The sequence below is a fragment of the Mesorhizobium sp. CO1-1-7 genome (genome assembly GCF_020164885.1).
Classification (GTDB): Bacteria; Pseudomonadota; Alphaproteobacteria; order Rhizobiales; family Rhizobiaceae; genus Mesorhizobium; species Mesorhizobium australicum.
Genome location: NZ_JAIUHA010000004.1, coordinates 206205 through 219255 on the forward strand (window position 1 = coordinate 206205; position 13051 = coordinate 219255).

Genomic DNA, 13051 nt, shown 5'->3' on the forward strand with positions numbered 1-13051 from the left:
AGACGATCTGGGGGAAGCCATGAATTACACCAGGATGGTGATCGAGAGAGAAGCGCCGGAGGAGTACGGTTACGACCGCATCCGTTACAACCTCTCCGAAAGTTCGATCGCCGATCAGAAACTCTCCGACATCGGCCTCTCGCTGCCTGATCTGACCCTCTTCTATGGCGAGCATCGCGGCGACAAGGAATTGCGCGCGCTGATCGCCGCGCAGGATGCCGGCATCGCGCCCGACGATGTGCTGGTCACGGCCGGTGCGGCCGGCGCGTTGTTCATCATCTCCACCTCGCTGCTCTCCGCCAGCGATCACCTCGTCGTCATCAGGCCCAACTACGCCACCAACATCGAAACGCCGCGGGCGATCGGCTGCGCCATCAGCTTTGTCGACCTCGCCTTCGACGAAGGCTTCGCCATCGACGTCGAGCGCGTCAGGGCCGCGATGCGGCCGAACACGAAGCTGATCAGCGTTACTTGCCCGCACAATCCGACCGGCACCATGATGAGCCGTGCCGAATTGGACGCGCTGGTCGCGCTCGCCGAGACCAGCGGCTGCTATCTGCTGGTCGACGAAACCTATCGCGATCTCTCCTATGGCAGGCGCCTGCCTTTGGCGGCCTCGCTGAGCAAAAAAGCCATCAGCGTCTCGTCGCTGTCGAAAGCCTTCGGCATTCCCGGCATCCGCATCGGCTGGCTGATCACCAGGGATGCGGCCCTTCAGGAGACATTTCTGGCCGCCAAGGAGCAGATCGGCATCTGCGGCAGCGTCATCGACGAAGGCATAGCGCGCGGCATGCTGGAAGGCCGGGACGCTTTCCTGGCAAAGCTGCAGCCCGAAATGGCCAGGCGCCGGGACATCGTCCAGGCCTGGATCGACCGCGAGCCGCTGGTCGACTGGGTGCGGCCCGAAGGCGGTGTCGTCGGTTTCCCGCGCCTCGATGTCGAACCCGGCTTCGACCTCGATCGCTTCTATGTCAGGCTGCTGGAAGATCACGGCACCTATGTCGGGCCCGGCCACTGGTTCGAAATGGAAAAGCGCTTCTTCCGCGTCGGCTTCGGCTGGCCGAGGGAGGCCGAGTTGAAAGGCGGGCTGGACGCGATTTCAGCTGCGCTGCGGCAGTAACTTCCGCGTGCTATCGGTGGTGCGGATCGAAAGTCCCTTGATCCGGATCTGATTTTAAAGCATATCCGCCCCGAACTTTACCAAGTTCCATTGGTCGAACAGCGCCCATTCGGGAAGTGCCCCGCGAGCCGATGCCCACCGCAACGGGGCCTCACTTCATGATACCAGAACAAACCTTGCCGGAGCAGCGCTATGCCGCTTTCCGGCACAGAGCCTTCCTCAGCTACTGGACGGCGCGCTTTCTCACCACTTTCGCGACCATGATCGTTTCGGTGGCCGTCGGCTGGCAGGTCTATGATCTGACGCGCGATCCGTTCGATCTTGGCATTGTCGGCATCGTCCAGTTCCTGCCGTCGCTGCTTCTGGTGCTGGTTACAGGTGTCGTCGCCGACCGTTTCGGCCGCCGGCTCATCATGACCTTGGCGACCTTGGTCGAAGGCGCCTGCGCGCTGGCTCTGCTGTTTTTGACCCTGCGCGGCCTTACAACCCCGCTCCCGATCTTCGCCGTGCTGGTCATGTTCGGCATTGCCCGCGCCTTCTACGGGCCGGCTTCGTCCTCCCTGTTCGCCAATCTCGTGCCGCAGCGCGATTTCGCCAATGCCATCGCCTGGAACTCCTCCGCCTGGCAGACCGCGACGATTGTCGGCCCGGTCGCCGGCGGCTTGCTCTATGGCGTGTCGGCGGAAGTGGCCTATGCGACGGCCGCAGTCCTGATGCTCGCCGCCGCGTTGCTGATCTTCACCATTCCCAAGCCCGCGCAACAGACCGCCACCGACAAGCCGACAATGGAGACGCTGTTTGCCGGCTTCCGCTACATCTGGAGCGAGAAGATCGTGCTTGGCGCCATCTCGCTCGACCTCTTCGCCGTGCTTCTGTCCGGCGCCTCGGCGCTGCTGCCGGTCTATGCGCGTGACATCCTCCAACTTGGCCCCTGGGGCCTCGGCCTGCTGCGTTCGGCGCCTGGGATCGGCGCCATCTGCGTCGCCGTCTGGCTTGCGGGCCATCCGATCCGCGACCGTGCCGGCAAGATCATGCTGAGCTTCGTGGCGGCGTTCGGCGCCTGCACCGTGCTGTTCGGCCTGTCGACGCTCACCTGGCTCTCGATTGTGGCACTTGCCCTGCTCGGAGCCACCGACATGTTCAGTGTCTACATCAGGGAGACGCTGATCCAGCTGTGGACGCCCGACGAGGTGCGCGGCCGCGTCAACGCCGTCAACCAGGTCTTCGTCGGTGCCTCCAACGAGGTCGGCGAATTTCGCGCCGGCACCATGGCGGCGCTGATCGGCACGGTTCCGGCGGTGGTCATCGGCGGCATCGGCGCCGTCGCGGTTGCCGGCCTGTGGGCCTATCTGTTCCCGGCGCTGCGCAAGGTGAGGCACCTCAAAGGACGAAACTGACGGGGCAGCGAATCTATGCTAAGCCGCCGCCGAACCAACCAAAGGACAACACAAGTGAGCGAACCGACCGTGGCCGAAGCGACCGAAAATATCTACGCGTCGCTCAGGGCGGACAATGCCGACATCGACGCCCATATCGCGACGCTCAAGGCAGCGCTGGCGCGAGAGGGGATAAAACAGGCGGTGTTCGATCCTGCCAAATTGGCGCAGAGCAACCGCTCGGGCCGCAAGTTGATGCAGGCTTATTTTCGGCAGCGCGGCGTGAGCGTAACGTTTTCGGACTAGTTTTTAGGCGTCGGCGGTTCAGAGCACCGGCCCGGCACTACCGCGCCACAGGCTCGCCAAAAATCGTGCGCAAAAACTCGTCGAGCCAGCGCTTCAAATGCATGTCCCAGATCAGCCGGCCGCCGAGATGGTCGCGGCCGGGCTGCGCACCGGGCAGCTCGAAGCGGTGGGCGCCGCGCACCACCCAGCGCTGCATCATCACTCGGGTCAGTTCGCCGTGGAACTGGATGCCCCAGGCATTATCGCCATAGCGGAAGGCCTGGTTGGGATAGGTCTCGTTCGTGGCCAGCAGCGTCGCGTCGCTCGGCAGCGAAAAGCCTTCACGATGGAACTGGTAGACCATCTCTGGCCAGTGCATCAGTTTCTTGCCGGCCTCGGTCGCTTTCAGGGGATACCAGCCGATCTCGACCAGCCCTTCGCCATGGCCCTCGACCTTGCCGCCGAGATGATTGGCCAGCATCTGCGCCCCAAGACAGATGCCGAGCAGTGGCCGGTTCTCCCTGAGTGGAATCTGCAGCCAGTTGGTCTCGCGACGAACGAACTCGTCTTCGTCATTGGCGCTCATCGGACCGCCGAAGACGACTGTGCCGGCGTGGCCATCCAGCGTTTCCGGCAAGGCGTCGCCGAGCGGCGGGCGGCGGATGTCGAGATCGAAGCCCTCTTCGAGCAGCATGTGGCCGACGCGCCCGGGGCTCGAATTCTCCTGATGCAGCACGATCAGGACTTTTGGTTTCGACCTCGTCTGGCGCGGCATGGACGGCGAAAATCCTATTCGTCCGAGGATGTTCCAGTGGCGCCCGGAGCGTGCGCCGCCGCCTTGCGGCGCGCCTCGACGCGGTCGTGGCGTTCGACGCCGATCAGCTCGGCGACACGCCACACCGTGTTGTCCTCCAGCTCATGCAGCTCGCCATCGGCATAAACGATCTCCCACATCAGGCCGATGAACGCCTTGCGCCCCTCCGCGTCGAGGTGGCGCTTGAGCACGCTGGTGAAGGCGTAGAGGTCGATTGCCTCGTTGTCGGCCCGCTCGCCGGCGGCGGCGAGTGCTTCGAGTTCGGCGCCGCTGATCGAATAGCTTTGCGCCAGCACCGCCTTGAACCGCTCCCATTCGACATCCTGGCGCACGCCGTCGGCATTCATCACGTGATAGAGCAGCGCCGAGGCCGCGACGCGCGGATCGTCCGTGCTGGCATGGCTGCCGGAGCCAGCCGGCAAATCCCTGAGAAACGACAGAACGCGCTCGAACATCAATTCATTCCCAAACGGCCCAACGGCCTGCCCAAATCAAAACAGCCGGAACCGGCGTGTCGACTTTTCCGCCTCGTCGTCCGGATCGACGCCTGGATCGTCCGGCAGCCGCGCCAGTTCTTCCGCCGGCTCGACCGCCTCGGCGTCGGCTGGCACCGCGGCAAAGGCGGCGGCCGTGACCGGTGTGACATGATCCTCGCGGCTTTCGGCGTCCTTGCGCGTCGCCTCGTCGCCCGGTGCGGCGTGATCGATCACCTCGACCGGCCTTTCCGGCCTGCCCGGCGCCTCGATGGCCACTGCCGGGGCGTCCGGCTCATCGTGGCTGTCGATCAGACGGCCAAGCCGCTCCATCGGCGCGCGCCACTCGAAGGCGTCGAGCCGGCCGGTGACCGGCGAGACCGGCGCCCAGCGCTCGGAGATGACGCCGTCGGCGACCCAGGCCGGATCGCGCGGGGCTCGCACCGCCTTGGACAGCAGCTGCCGCACCTTGCCCTGGTCACCGGTCTCGGCCTCCTCGATGTCGGCGAGCAGCAGATAGGCGCCCTCGCGTCGGTCCATCCGGATCGCGGCCTCCGCCTCGCGGCGGGCGGTTGAAAAATCCTGCGCGTCGAGCGCGGCACGCGCCACCGTCATTGACGATTCAGCGTGGTTCTTCTTCATCTCCTGCAGCTTCTTTGCCCGGTTGAGCCGATCGAGCACGGCGTCACCCGGCCTCGCATGGGTGTAGAGCTCGGCAATCTCGGGATGCGGGTCGGCCTTCCACGCTGCTTCGAGGATCCTCGAACCCTTGCGCACGTCGTTCTGCCTGAACAGCGCCGCGGCGGCGGCAACGGCGGCGGGGGCAAAATCCGGCTCCAATCTGTTGGCCTCGATCGCCGCTGTCCTGGCAGAAGCGGGATCGCTGTCGGCGAGCGACTGCGCCTTGGCGGTCAACAGCACCGCGCGGCGGCGGTTGGCGGCGTCACGCTCGATCTGCCGCGTCGACTTCTGCGCGTCGACCAGTTTCAGCGCGCCGTCCCAGTCGCCGCGCGCGGTCAGCTCCTCCAACGTCGATTCCGCCGCCCAGGCCAGTTGCGGCGCCACTGCGGCGGCACGGCCGGCATAGTGCCGGGCGGCGTTGCGGTCGCCCAGGCGTTCGGCTTCCAGGTAAAGCCCACGCAGGCCAAGCAGCCGCATCTCGGGATCGTCGAGCATGCTCTCGAATTTTTGGCGCGCGCCTTCATGGTCGCCTTCGAGCAGCGATGCCTGTGCCTCGAGCAGATGGATCAGCGGCTCCTGGTCGGAGCGGATCAGCTTGGCTGCTTCCTTGGTCTTCTTGCGGGCGAGCGCCCCGTCGCCGGCGCCGGCGGCGATCATGCCGGTCGACAGCGCCTGATAGCCACGGTCGCGGCGGCGCACGCGAAAATAGCGCGAGATGGTGTAGGGACTGTTCCACAGCGACTTGATGAGCCACCAGACAATCATCACCGCAGCGACGACAGCGACGACGGCAACCGCCGCCACCATGAGGCTCACCTGGTACTGATAGCCGTTGAAGGCAACGACCATGTCGCCCGGCCGATCAGCCAGCCAGGCAAAGCCCAGCCCGAGCGCGAAGACGACGATGAGGAAGGCGAGCAGGCGGATCATCGTGTTGCCCTCATGCCTTCATCGCGCCGGAGATCAGCGCGTCGACCTGGGTTTCGACCTCGATGCGCGCCTTCAGTTTGCCGGCAAAATCGGCGCCCGCGGCCTTCGCGGCTTCCGGCAGCGTGTCATATTCGCTGAGTGCCTTGGCATAGTCGCCCTGCGTGACCGCAACCTCCATGCGCGCCACGGTTTCCGGTGCGCCGGGGCCTTCGACGGCACCGATCGGCCGGACCTTGACCAGCGATTCAGCGCTCGACATCAGGTTCTGAAGGAAGCCGGCATTCTGATCGACCGGCGTCGCGGCGGCGACCATGGCATTGGCGGCGGCATCCATCTGCGATGCGATCTCGGTACGGGTCGGCACGCCCTTTTCGGCATAGGGCCGCAAGGTCGCGAGTTCAGGTGCATTAGGCGAAATCGCGGCCAGCGTATCGAGTTCGGCTGAAAACGGCGCGCCGCGGTCGAGCGCCGCCTTCAGCGCCGAGGCCGCGATGGCGAGTGCGATCTTTGGCTGCGACGCCTGCGCATCGACCTTGCCGGAAAGCTGCGACACCGACTGCTCCAGCGCGGAGAGACGGCCTTCCTGTGCCTTCGCCGCCTCGCCCGTCGACTTCACCAGCGCATCGAGACCCGCCAGCTTTTCGTTGAGCGGGCCGAGATCGACAGGCGCCGCGCTGCCGGCCTTGCCGAGGGCCGCCACCGTGGTTTCGATCTGCTTGACTTTGTCGCCCAGCGCGGCAAGCCCGGCATTGTCGCCCGCGCCACCCTGTTCGACCGCTGATTTCAGCGCCGCGACATCGCTCTTGACCTGATCCAGCGCCGACGACAGGCCGTCGACCTTGGCCGATGCACCGCCGCTGCCGCCAGCTTCCCTCATATCCGCGATTTCGCTCTTCAACGAGGCGATCTCGCCATTGACGCCGTCGAGCGAAACACCGGGAGCGGCACCCGGCGCACCGAGCAGGCCGGCAAATTGCAGGCCACCGGCGCCGACCAGGGCGATGACACCACCGATGATGCCGGCGGCGATGCCATTGAGGCCGCCCCGCTTCGGCTGCGTGGCCATCGGTTCGCTCCTTGCGTCGGTTTTACCGGAAGCCGCCTTGGTCTCCGCGGTTTTGGCGGTTGCATCCTCAAAATTGTAGTCGGAAGCCTTGGCGCGGTTGGGGGCTGTATCCGAACCGGGGTAAGGCATTTCCGGCTCAGTGGATTTGGCCTCGGCTTGCGGTGACGCGTCGGTGCCAGGCTGCCCGGCGGCGGCATCGCCATGTTCCCAAGGTTCGAGATCCGCCTGATCGGCATGTACCGGCTCGTCCGGCGGCTCTGGCCGCGAGGCGTTCGCCGCTTCCTCGGCCTTCGCCTCGTCGGTCTGGGCGGTATTCTTGGCGGCATCCTCGTCGACGATGCGTGAGACGGCGCCCGGATCGAGATCGATGGTCACCGGCTCGCGGCGGCCTTTCGAGTGTCGCATCTTCGGCGTCTTGACCATGCAGGGGCTCCGCAAATTCGCTTCGTCTCAACGCCTGGCGGCGCGTGATGGTTCAGAAAGGGTCTAGCACATCACCAAGCGGTGAAAAGGGGCGGTGTGATGACGCCGGTCAGGGCCGTGCCCGCAAATGTGCCAGCAGCGCCTCCTCGTCGGGCCGCGCGGCAACGTGCATTGCTTTGCCGGTGCCGTCGCGGAAAGCGGCGGCAATGCGCGCGGAAAGAGCGAAAAAACGGGTCTTTTCAAAGGCCTGCCGCAGGGCAGGTCGCCTGGCCAGTGTCTGCATTTCGGCAGCGGCCATGGCCGAATAGAGCAGCACCGCATCGACGGATTGGCCGGATATCAGAGGAAGAATCTCTTCGTCCGAATAGCTCACCGCAAGCGTGTCATAAGTCTCGACGGCATGGGCCTGGGCGTGAGCTGCTTCCAGCTTCTGCTCGAAGGCGGGAAATCGCACGCGCCCGCAGAGATAGACGATTGTTTTGCCGGAAAACGCGATTGCCATGCCGTCGGCCAGCGCCTCGGCATCGCCGGGTCCCTCATTGACCGAGAGAAAGCCGGCTTTGCGCGCGGCCTCCGCGGTCCTCCTGCCGACAGCATGACAAGGCAGATTGGACAGCACCGCAATCAGATCTCTGGGGGCATGGCGCACCGCATTAGCGCTGGTGATGGCGACGGCTGCCACGTCTTCCGGAATCGCCTTGGCATCGACCGGCAACGCCATCGTCTCCGTCAAGGGCAGAAGAAGAGGCTCAAAACCCATCTCCTCCAGCTTTCGCGCGGTGCGCGACGCACCCGGCTCCGGTCTGGTGACCAGCACGCGGAGCATCTTCAGAGCCAGCCGTGGAAGAACTTTTCGCCGGCCTTGGCACGCGCCGTCCGCGCCGCTTCATCACCGATGCGGGCGGCGTCCTGTGCCAGCCCTTGTAGCTCGACCGCGTGCGACTGCGTGCCGTCGGGCGAGATGATCAGCCCGGCGAAAGAGAGCTTTCCGGCCTCGATCGCGGCATAGCCGGCGATAGGCGTGCGGCAGGAGCCATCGAGCGCCGCCAGGAAAGCGCGCTCGCAGGCGAGTGCCTGCCCTGTCGCCACATCGTGGATCGCCACCAGCATCTTCTCGACATCGCGGTCGCCGATCCGTGTCTCGATGCCGATCGCACCCTGGCCTGGTGCCGGCGGGAAGCTGTCCAGCGGCATCAAATCGGTGGCAACATCTTCCAGGCCCAGCCGCTTCAGGCCGGCATAGGCAAGGATGGTGCCGCTCGCGACTTCTTCGTCCAGCTTGCGCAGCCGCGTCTGCACATTGCCGCGGAACATCACCACGTCGAGGTCCGGCCGCATGCGGCGGATCAACGCCTGCCGCCGCAGCGACGAGGAGCCGACTTTCGCCCCTTGCGGCAGTTCCGCGATCGTCTTCGCCGCCCTGCCCACAAAGGCATCGCGCGCATCCTCGCGCGGCAGGAAGGCGGAGAGTTCCAGGCCGGGCGGCAATTGCGTCGGCATGTCCTTTGACGAATGCACGGCGATGTCGATCGCGCCGGCGAGCAGGGCTTCCTCGATTTCCTTGGTGAACAGGCCTTTGCCGCCAGCCTCCGACAGCGGCCGATCCTGGATGCGGTCGCCGCTGGTCGAGATGACGACGACCTCGAACGCCTCCGCCGGCATGCCGTGCGCGGCCATCAGCCGCGCCTGTGTTTCATGCGCCTGCGCCAATGCCAGCGGGCTGCCGCGTGTTCCGATTTTCAAGATTGTTTGCATGGCGCGCGGTCCGTGATAACCCCCGGCTGGCTTTGCGTTTCCGGGCACTCTCCTAACGAGGAACGCCCTGACATACAATCTCTGGAGACAGCGACGAATTGATCCGCGTTCTGGGCATTGAGACGAGTTGCGATGAGACCGCCGCCAGCGTCGTGGCGCTGGAGGGCGATGCCGCGCCGAAAATCATGTCCAACATCGTGCTCTCCCAGATCGAGGAACATGCCGCCTTCGGCGGCGTCGTGCCGGAGATCGCCGCGCGCGCCCACGTCGAGGCACTGGACGGCATTATCGAGGCCGCACTCGCCGATGCGGGCGTGGCGCTGGCCGAGCTCGATGCGATCGCCGCGACCGCCGGACCAGGCCTCGTCGGCGGACTGATCGTCGGGTTGATGACGGCCAAGGCGATCGCCGCGGCGGCCGGCAAGCCGCTGATCGCCGTCAATCACCTCGAAGGCCATGCCTTGACGGCGCGGCTGACCGACGGGCTCGAATTCCCTTATCTCTTGCTGCTGGTCTCCGGCGGCCATACGCAGATTCTGGCCGTGCGCGGCGTTGGCGACTACCAGCGCTGGGCCACCACCATCGATGACGCGCTCGGCGAAGCCTTCGACAAGACCGCCAAGATGCTCGGTCTGCCCTATCCCGGCGGTCCCAATGTCGAGAAGGCAGCGCTGTCGGGCAATGCCTCGCGTTTTGCCTTCCCGCGGCCGATGAAAGGCTCGGCGCAGCCCGATTTCTCCTTCTCCGGCCTGAAGACCGCGGTGCGTCAGGCGGCGACAGCGATCGAGCCCTTGAGCGACCAGGATGTCGCCGACATCTGCGCCTCGTTCCAGGCGGCCGTCGCCGATGCGCTCGCCGACCGTGTTTCTCGCGCGCTGGAACGCTTTCGCGAAACATTCCCTGGCACGAAAAACCCGGCGCTGGTCGTCGCCGGCGGCGTCGCCGCCAACCGCACGGTCAAGACAACGCTGGAGCGGCTTTGCACTGACGCCGGTTTCAGCTTCGTCGCGCCACCACTGAAGCTTTGCACCGACAACGCGGCGATGATTGCCTGGGCCGGTATCGAACGCCTGCGAGAAGGCATGGCGCAGGATAACGGCTTCGATTTCGTGCCGCGCTCGCGCTGGCCGCTGGACAGCGTCTCGGCGCCAATGGTCGGCTCCGGCCGTCGCGGAGCCAAGGCATGACCGATCGAGCCATGAAGGGTGGGGGTCCGGGCAAAAGCGGCTGGCATGTCGCCGTGCTCGGCGGCGGCGCCTGGGGCACGGCGCTGGCGCTGGCCATGCTGCGCGCCGGCCATACGGTGCGGCTGTTCGCGCGTGACCCTGAAACCGTGGCTGCGATCGGCCGGGGCGAGAACCCACGCTATCTCCCGGGCATCGCCATCGCGCCCGGCATCAAGGCGACGAGCGACATGGAGGCAGCCCTCACTGGGGCCGATTGCGTGCTGACGGTGACGCCGGCTCAGGCGTTGCGGGCCACGCTGGCCGCCGCCAGGGATCATATGCCGGCCGGCATTCCGCTCGTGCTCTGCGCCAAGGGCATCGAGCGCGACACCGGCGCCTTGCTGTCGGCAATCGCTGCGGAAATCTTGCCGCCAAACCCGGTCGCAGCGCTGTCAGGGCCGAGCTTTGCCAGCGATGTCGCCCGCGGCCTGCCGACGGCGGTGGTGGTGGCCGCCGGCGACGAGGCGCTTGCCGCCAACCTTGCCGCCCGATTTTCGGCTGAAAACCTGCGCTGCTATTCGAGCGACGACTTGATCGGCGTCGAGATCGGCGGCGCCTTGAAGAACGTCTTCGCCATCGCCGCCGGCGCTGTCACCGGGGCCGGGCTCGGCGCCAGCGCACAGGCGGCCATGGTGACGCGCGGCTTTGTCGAACTGCGCCGCATCGGTGCCGCCTTCGGCGCCAGGCCCGAGACCCTGATGGGGCTTTCCGGGCTTGGCGACCTGCTGCTTACCTGCTCGTCGGCGCAGTCGCGCAATTTCGCCTATGGGCTGGCGCTCGGACAGGGCAAGGCACTTTCCGGATTGCCGCTGGCCGAAGGCGTGCCGACCGCGGCGATCGCCGCCCGCATCGCCGCCGAGCGCGAAATCGATGCGCCGATCATAGCCGCGGTCGCCGCCATACTGGACGGCACCATCACCATCGGGCAGGCCGTGACGGCGCTGATGACCCGGCCGCTGAAGACCGAAACCAACGATTGATCCCCACACTCTGATCCAACCACCCAGGAGAAAGACCATGCTGTTTGCTCTGATCTGCAAGGACAAGCCCGGAAGCCTGCAGGTGCGCCTCGACACGCGGCCCGAGCATGTCGCCTTTCTCGAAGGGCTGAATGGCGACAAGAAATTGGCCTTTGCCGGTCCGTTCCTCGACGCCGACGGCAAGCCCAATGGCAGCCTCGTGGTGGTCGAGGCGCCTGATCTGGCCAGCGCGCAGGCTCTGTCGGCCGCCGACCCCTATGCCAAGGCCGGCCTGTTCGAAAGCGTCGAAATCCGCCAGTGGAACTGGACGTTCAACAAGCCGGCGGCTAGTTAATTCGCGGCGCCCGCGACTGGGCCGCAAGGAGGAGAGAAAATGAACTACTGGCTGTTCAAATCCGAACCCTCGGTTTTCTCCTTCGAGGCGTTGAAGGCCAAGGGCAAGGCCGGCACCCAATGGGACGGCGTGCGCAACTACGCCGCCCGCAACAACATGAAGGCCATGCAGGTCGGCGATCTCGGCTTCTTCTACCATTCCAACGACGGGCTGAACGTGGTCGGCATTGCCGAGGTCTGCGCGCTGGCCCATCCCGACACCACGTCGGATGATCCGCGCTGGGAGTGTGTCGACATCCGCGCCGTCAGGGACATGCCGAACCCGCCGACGCTGGAAGAAGTCAAAGCCAATCCGAAACTGGCCGAGATGGCGCTGGTGCGGCTCGGACGGCTTTCCGTGCAGCCGGTGACCCCGGCCGAATGGAAGGAAGTCTGCCGCATGGGCGGCCTGATGCCTGCGCCGTGACGGCACTTACACCCGATAGCGCCAAGCAATTCATTCTCGACAACACGGCGCTGATGGCGCCGCCGCATGTGCCAGAAATTCGCCTTCACCTCGCCGACGAAGCGCATGATCTCTGGCAGCGAACAGAGGACGAACTTGTCGAGATCGGCCTGCCGCCGCCCTTTTGGGCGTTTGCCTGGGCGGGCGGCCAGGGCCTCGCCCGCTATGTCATCGACAATCCCGATATGGTCCGAGGCAAGCGCGTGCTCGATTTCGCTTCGGGCTCCGGACTCGTCGCCATCGCCGCCGTCAAGGCGGGCGCTGCCGAGGTAACCGCCGCCGACATCGACCCGTTCTGCGCCACCGCGATCCGCCTCAACAGCGAGGCCAACGGCGTCGGCATCGGGTTCCTCGGCACGGACTGTGTGGGCACCGATGCGGGCTGGGACGTGGTCCTGGCAGGCGACGTCTTCTACGACAAACCCTTCGCCGACCGGCTGATGCCGTGGTTTTCGACACTCAAACGGCGTGGCGCCGACATTCTGGTCGGCGATCCCGGCCGTTCCTATCTGCCGCGATCGGGGCTGGAGCCGCTTGCCGTCTATCAGGTGCCGGTGACAAGGGCGCTCGAGGATGCCGAAGTCAAACGCACCACGGTATGGCGACTGCTTGACGCAATCGCCGAACAGGCGTTTCCATAAAACCGCACAGGAGGGGAACGCATGGATTTTTCAGCGGTGAATTGGCTGGCGGTGATCGCCGCCGCCGTCTTGGCCTGGCTGTTCGGCGCCGCCTGGTACATGGTGTTGAGCAAGCCCTGGCTGAAGGCCGCCAGGCTCGATCCGGCGACGATGAAGAAATCGCCGCTGCCCTTCGTCATCTCCTTCATTGCCGAACTGCTGATGGCCTACATCATGGCCTTGGTCGTCGGCGCGATGACAGGTGGTGAGCCGACCTGGCTGGCCGGACTGATCTTCGGTTTCGTGCTTTGGCTGGGTTTCGTCGCCACGACGCTGTCGGTCAACCATCGCTACGAGAATTTCGGCTGGGACCTGACTATCATTGACGGCGGTCACTGGCTTGGCGTGCTGTTGATCATCGGCGCGGTGATCGGCTGGTTCGGCGCCGCTGCAAGCTGACGGTG

At 65.6% G+C, this 13051-nt stretch carries 15 protein-coding genes; 9 read left to right on the forward strand and 6 right to left on the reverse strand.

The window, feature by feature from the left end; all coding sequences use genetic code 11:
- The first annotated feature begins 19 nt into the window (after positions 1-19).
- The 3 genes from LB516_RS10240 (at position 20) to LB516_RS10250 (ending at position 2802) form a co-directional block, all read left to right on the forward strand.
- Positions 20-1120: an aminotransferase class I/II-fold pyridoxal phosphate-dependent enzyme gene (locus LB516_RS10240; RefSeq protein WP_015315075.1), complete on the forward strand. Its 1101-nt coding sequence runs from the start codon at positions 20-22 to the stop codon at positions 1118-1120.
- A gap of 158 nt (positions 1121-1278) precedes the next feature.
- Positions 1279-2517, forward strand: a complete 1239-nt coding sequence (locus LB516_RS10245; protein ID WP_015315074.1) for an MFS transporter — start codon at positions 1279-1281, stop codon at positions 2515-2517.
- 15 nt (positions 2518-2532) lie between these two features.
- Positions 2533-2802 carry a hypothetical protein gene (locus tag LB516_RS10250; protein ID WP_051041236.1) on the forward strand — a complete coding sequence of 90 codons (270 nt, stop codon included), beginning with the start codon at positions 2533-2535 and terminating at the stop codon, positions 2800-2802.
- A 37-nt stretch (positions 2803-2839) separates the two neighbouring features.
- On the opposite strand, the gene LB516_RS10255 is transcribed toward LB516_RS10250, so the two are convergent.
- From LB516_RS10255 to hemC, 6 genes are all read right to left on the reverse strand, one after another.
- Entirely contained in the window at positions 2840-3556 is a 717-nt protein-coding gene (locus tag LB516_RS10255) for a glutamine amidotransferase (RefSeq protein ID WP_015315072.1), read from the reverse strand.
- Between the two features lie 14 nt (positions 3557-3570).
- Positions 3571-4050 carry a TerB family tellurite resistance protein gene (locus LB516_RS10260; RefSeq protein WP_015315071.1) on the reverse strand — a complete coding sequence of 160 codons (480 nt, stop codon included), beginning with the start codon at positions 4048-4050 and terminating at the stop codon, positions 3571-3573.
- Between the two features lie 36 nt (positions 4051-4086).
- A complete protein-coding gene (locus LB516_RS10265; RefSeq protein WP_224719469.1) occupies positions 4087-5679 on the reverse strand; it encodes a heme biosynthesis protein HemY in 1593 nt (530 codons plus the stop codon).
- Between the two features lie 10 nt (positions 5680-5689).
- On the reverse strand, positions 5690-7168 hold the full coding sequence (locus LB516_RS10270; protein WP_224719470.1) for a COG4223 family protein: 1479 nt from the start codon (positions 7166-7168) through the stop codon (positions 5690-5692).
- A 109-nt stretch (positions 7169-7277) separates the two neighbouring features.
- Complete coding sequence (locus LB516_RS10275) at positions 7278-7994, reverse strand: uroporphyrinogen-III synthase (protein WP_224719471.1); 717 nt, start codon at positions 7992-7994, stop codon at positions 7278-7280.
- A 2-nt stretch (positions 7995-7996) separates the two neighbouring features.
- Positions 7997-8923, reverse strand: coding sequence for a hydroxymethylbilane synthase (gene hemC, locus LB516_RS10280; protein ID WP_224719472.1), 927 nt, complete (start codon positions 8921-8923; stop codon positions 7997-7999).
- Positions 8924-9024: 101 nt separating this feature from the next.
- Between hemC and tsaD the strand changes: the two genes are divergently transcribed.
- The 6 genes from tsaD to LB516_RS10310 are packed head-to-tail and all read left to right on the forward strand — an operon-like array spanning position 9025 to position 13046.
- Complete coding sequence (gene tsaD, locus LB516_RS10285) at positions 9025-10110, forward strand: tRNA (adenosine(37)-N6)-threonylcarbamoyltransferase complex transferase subunit TsaD (RefSeq protein WP_224719588.1); 1086 nt, start codon at positions 9025-9027, stop codon at positions 10108-10110.
- On the forward strand, positions 10107-11129 hold the full coding sequence (locus tag LB516_RS10290; RefSeq protein WP_015315065.1) for an NAD(P)H-dependent glycerol-3-phosphate dehydrogenase: 1023 nt from the start codon (positions 10107-10109) through the stop codon (positions 11127-11129). Before tsaD ends, LB516_RS10290 begins: the two co-directional genes overlap by 4 nt.
- 37 nt (positions 11130-11166) lie before the next feature.
- Positions 11167-11463 carry a YciI-like protein gene (locus tag LB516_RS10295; protein WP_140618378.1) on the forward strand — a complete coding sequence of 99 codons (297 nt, stop codon included), beginning with the start codon at positions 11167-11169 and terminating at the stop codon, positions 11461-11463.
- Between the two features lie 39 nt (positions 11464-11502).
- The gene (locus LB516_RS10300; RefSeq protein ID WP_015315063.1) at positions 11503-11928 is read left to right on the forward strand and encodes an EVE domain-containing protein; all 426 of its coding nucleotides are present in this window, start codon (positions 11503-11505) and stop codon (positions 11926-11928) included.
- The gene (locus LB516_RS10305; protein ID WP_224719473.1) at positions 11925-12608 is read left to right on the forward strand and encodes a class I SAM-dependent methyltransferase; all 684 of its coding nucleotides are present in this window, start codon (positions 11925-11927) and stop codon (positions 12606-12608) included. The genes LB516_RS10300 and LB516_RS10305 overlap by 4 nt, the downstream gene beginning before the upstream one ends.
- Positions 12609-12629: 21 nt before the next feature.
- On the forward strand, positions 12630-13046 hold the full coding sequence (locus tag LB516_RS10310) for a DUF1761 domain-containing protein (RefSeq protein WP_224719474.1): 417 nt from the start codon (positions 12630-12632) through the stop codon (positions 13044-13046).
- Positions 13047-13051: the final 5 nt, after the last annotated feature.

What these genes read in the sequence shown, in the direction of transcription:
- LB516_RS10270 (WP_224719470.1), bottom strand. Translation starts at nt 7,168, where the DNA reads ATGGTCAAGACGCCGAAGATGCGACACTCGAAAGGCCGCCGCGAGCCG.
- LB516_RS10260 (WP_015315071.1), bottom strand. Translation starts at nt 4,050, where the DNA reads ATGTTCGAGCGCGTTCTGTCGTTTCTCAGGGATTTGCCGGCTGGCTCC.
- LB516_RS10255 (WP_015315072.1), bottom strand. Translation starts at nt 3,556, where the DNA reads ATGCCGCGCCAGACGAGGTCGAAACCAAAAGTCCTGATCGTGCTGCAT.
- LB516_RS10295 (WP_140618378.1), top strand. Translation starts at nt 11,167, where the DNA reads ATGCTGTTTGCTCTGATCTGCAAGGACAAGCCCGGAAGCCTGCAGGTG.
- LB516_RS10245 (WP_015315074.1), top strand. Translation starts at nt 1,279, where the DNA reads ATGATACCAGAACAAACCTTGCCGGAGCAGCGCTATGCCGCTTTCCGG.
- hemC (WP_224719472.1), bottom strand. Translation starts at nt 8,923, where the DNA reads ATGCAAACAATCTTGAAAATCGGAACACGCGGCAGCCCGCTGGCATTG.
- LB516_RS10275 (WP_224719471.1), bottom strand. Translation starts at nt 7,994, where the DNA reads ATGCTCCGCGTGCTGGTCACCAGACCGGAGCCGGGTGCGTCGCGCACC.
- LB516_RS10265 (WP_224719469.1), bottom strand. Translation starts at nt 5,679, where the DNA reads ATGATCCGCCTGCTCGCCTTCCTCATCGTCGTCTTCGCGCTCGGGCTG.
- LB516_RS10250 (WP_051041236.1), top strand. Translation starts at nt 2,533, where the DNA reads ATGCTAAGCCGCCGCCGAACCAACCAAAGGACAACACAAGTGAGCGAA.
- LB516_RS10300 (WP_015315063.1), top strand. Translation starts at nt 11,503, where the DNA reads ATGAACTACTGGCTGTTCAAATCCGAACCCTCGGTTTTCTCCTTCGAG.
- LB516_RS10240 (WP_015315075.1), top strand. Translation starts at nt 20, where the DNA reads ATGAATTACACCAGGATGGTGATCGAGAGAGAAGCGCCGGAGGAGTAC.
- LB516_RS10290 (WP_015315065.1), top strand. Translation starts at nt 10,107, where the DNA reads ATGACCGATCGAGCCATGAAGGGTGGGGGTCCGGGCAAAAGCGGCTGG.
- LB516_RS10310 (WP_224719474.1), top strand. Translation starts at nt 12,630, where the DNA reads ATGGATTTTTCAGCGGTGAATTGGCTGGCGGTGATCGCCGCCGCCGTC.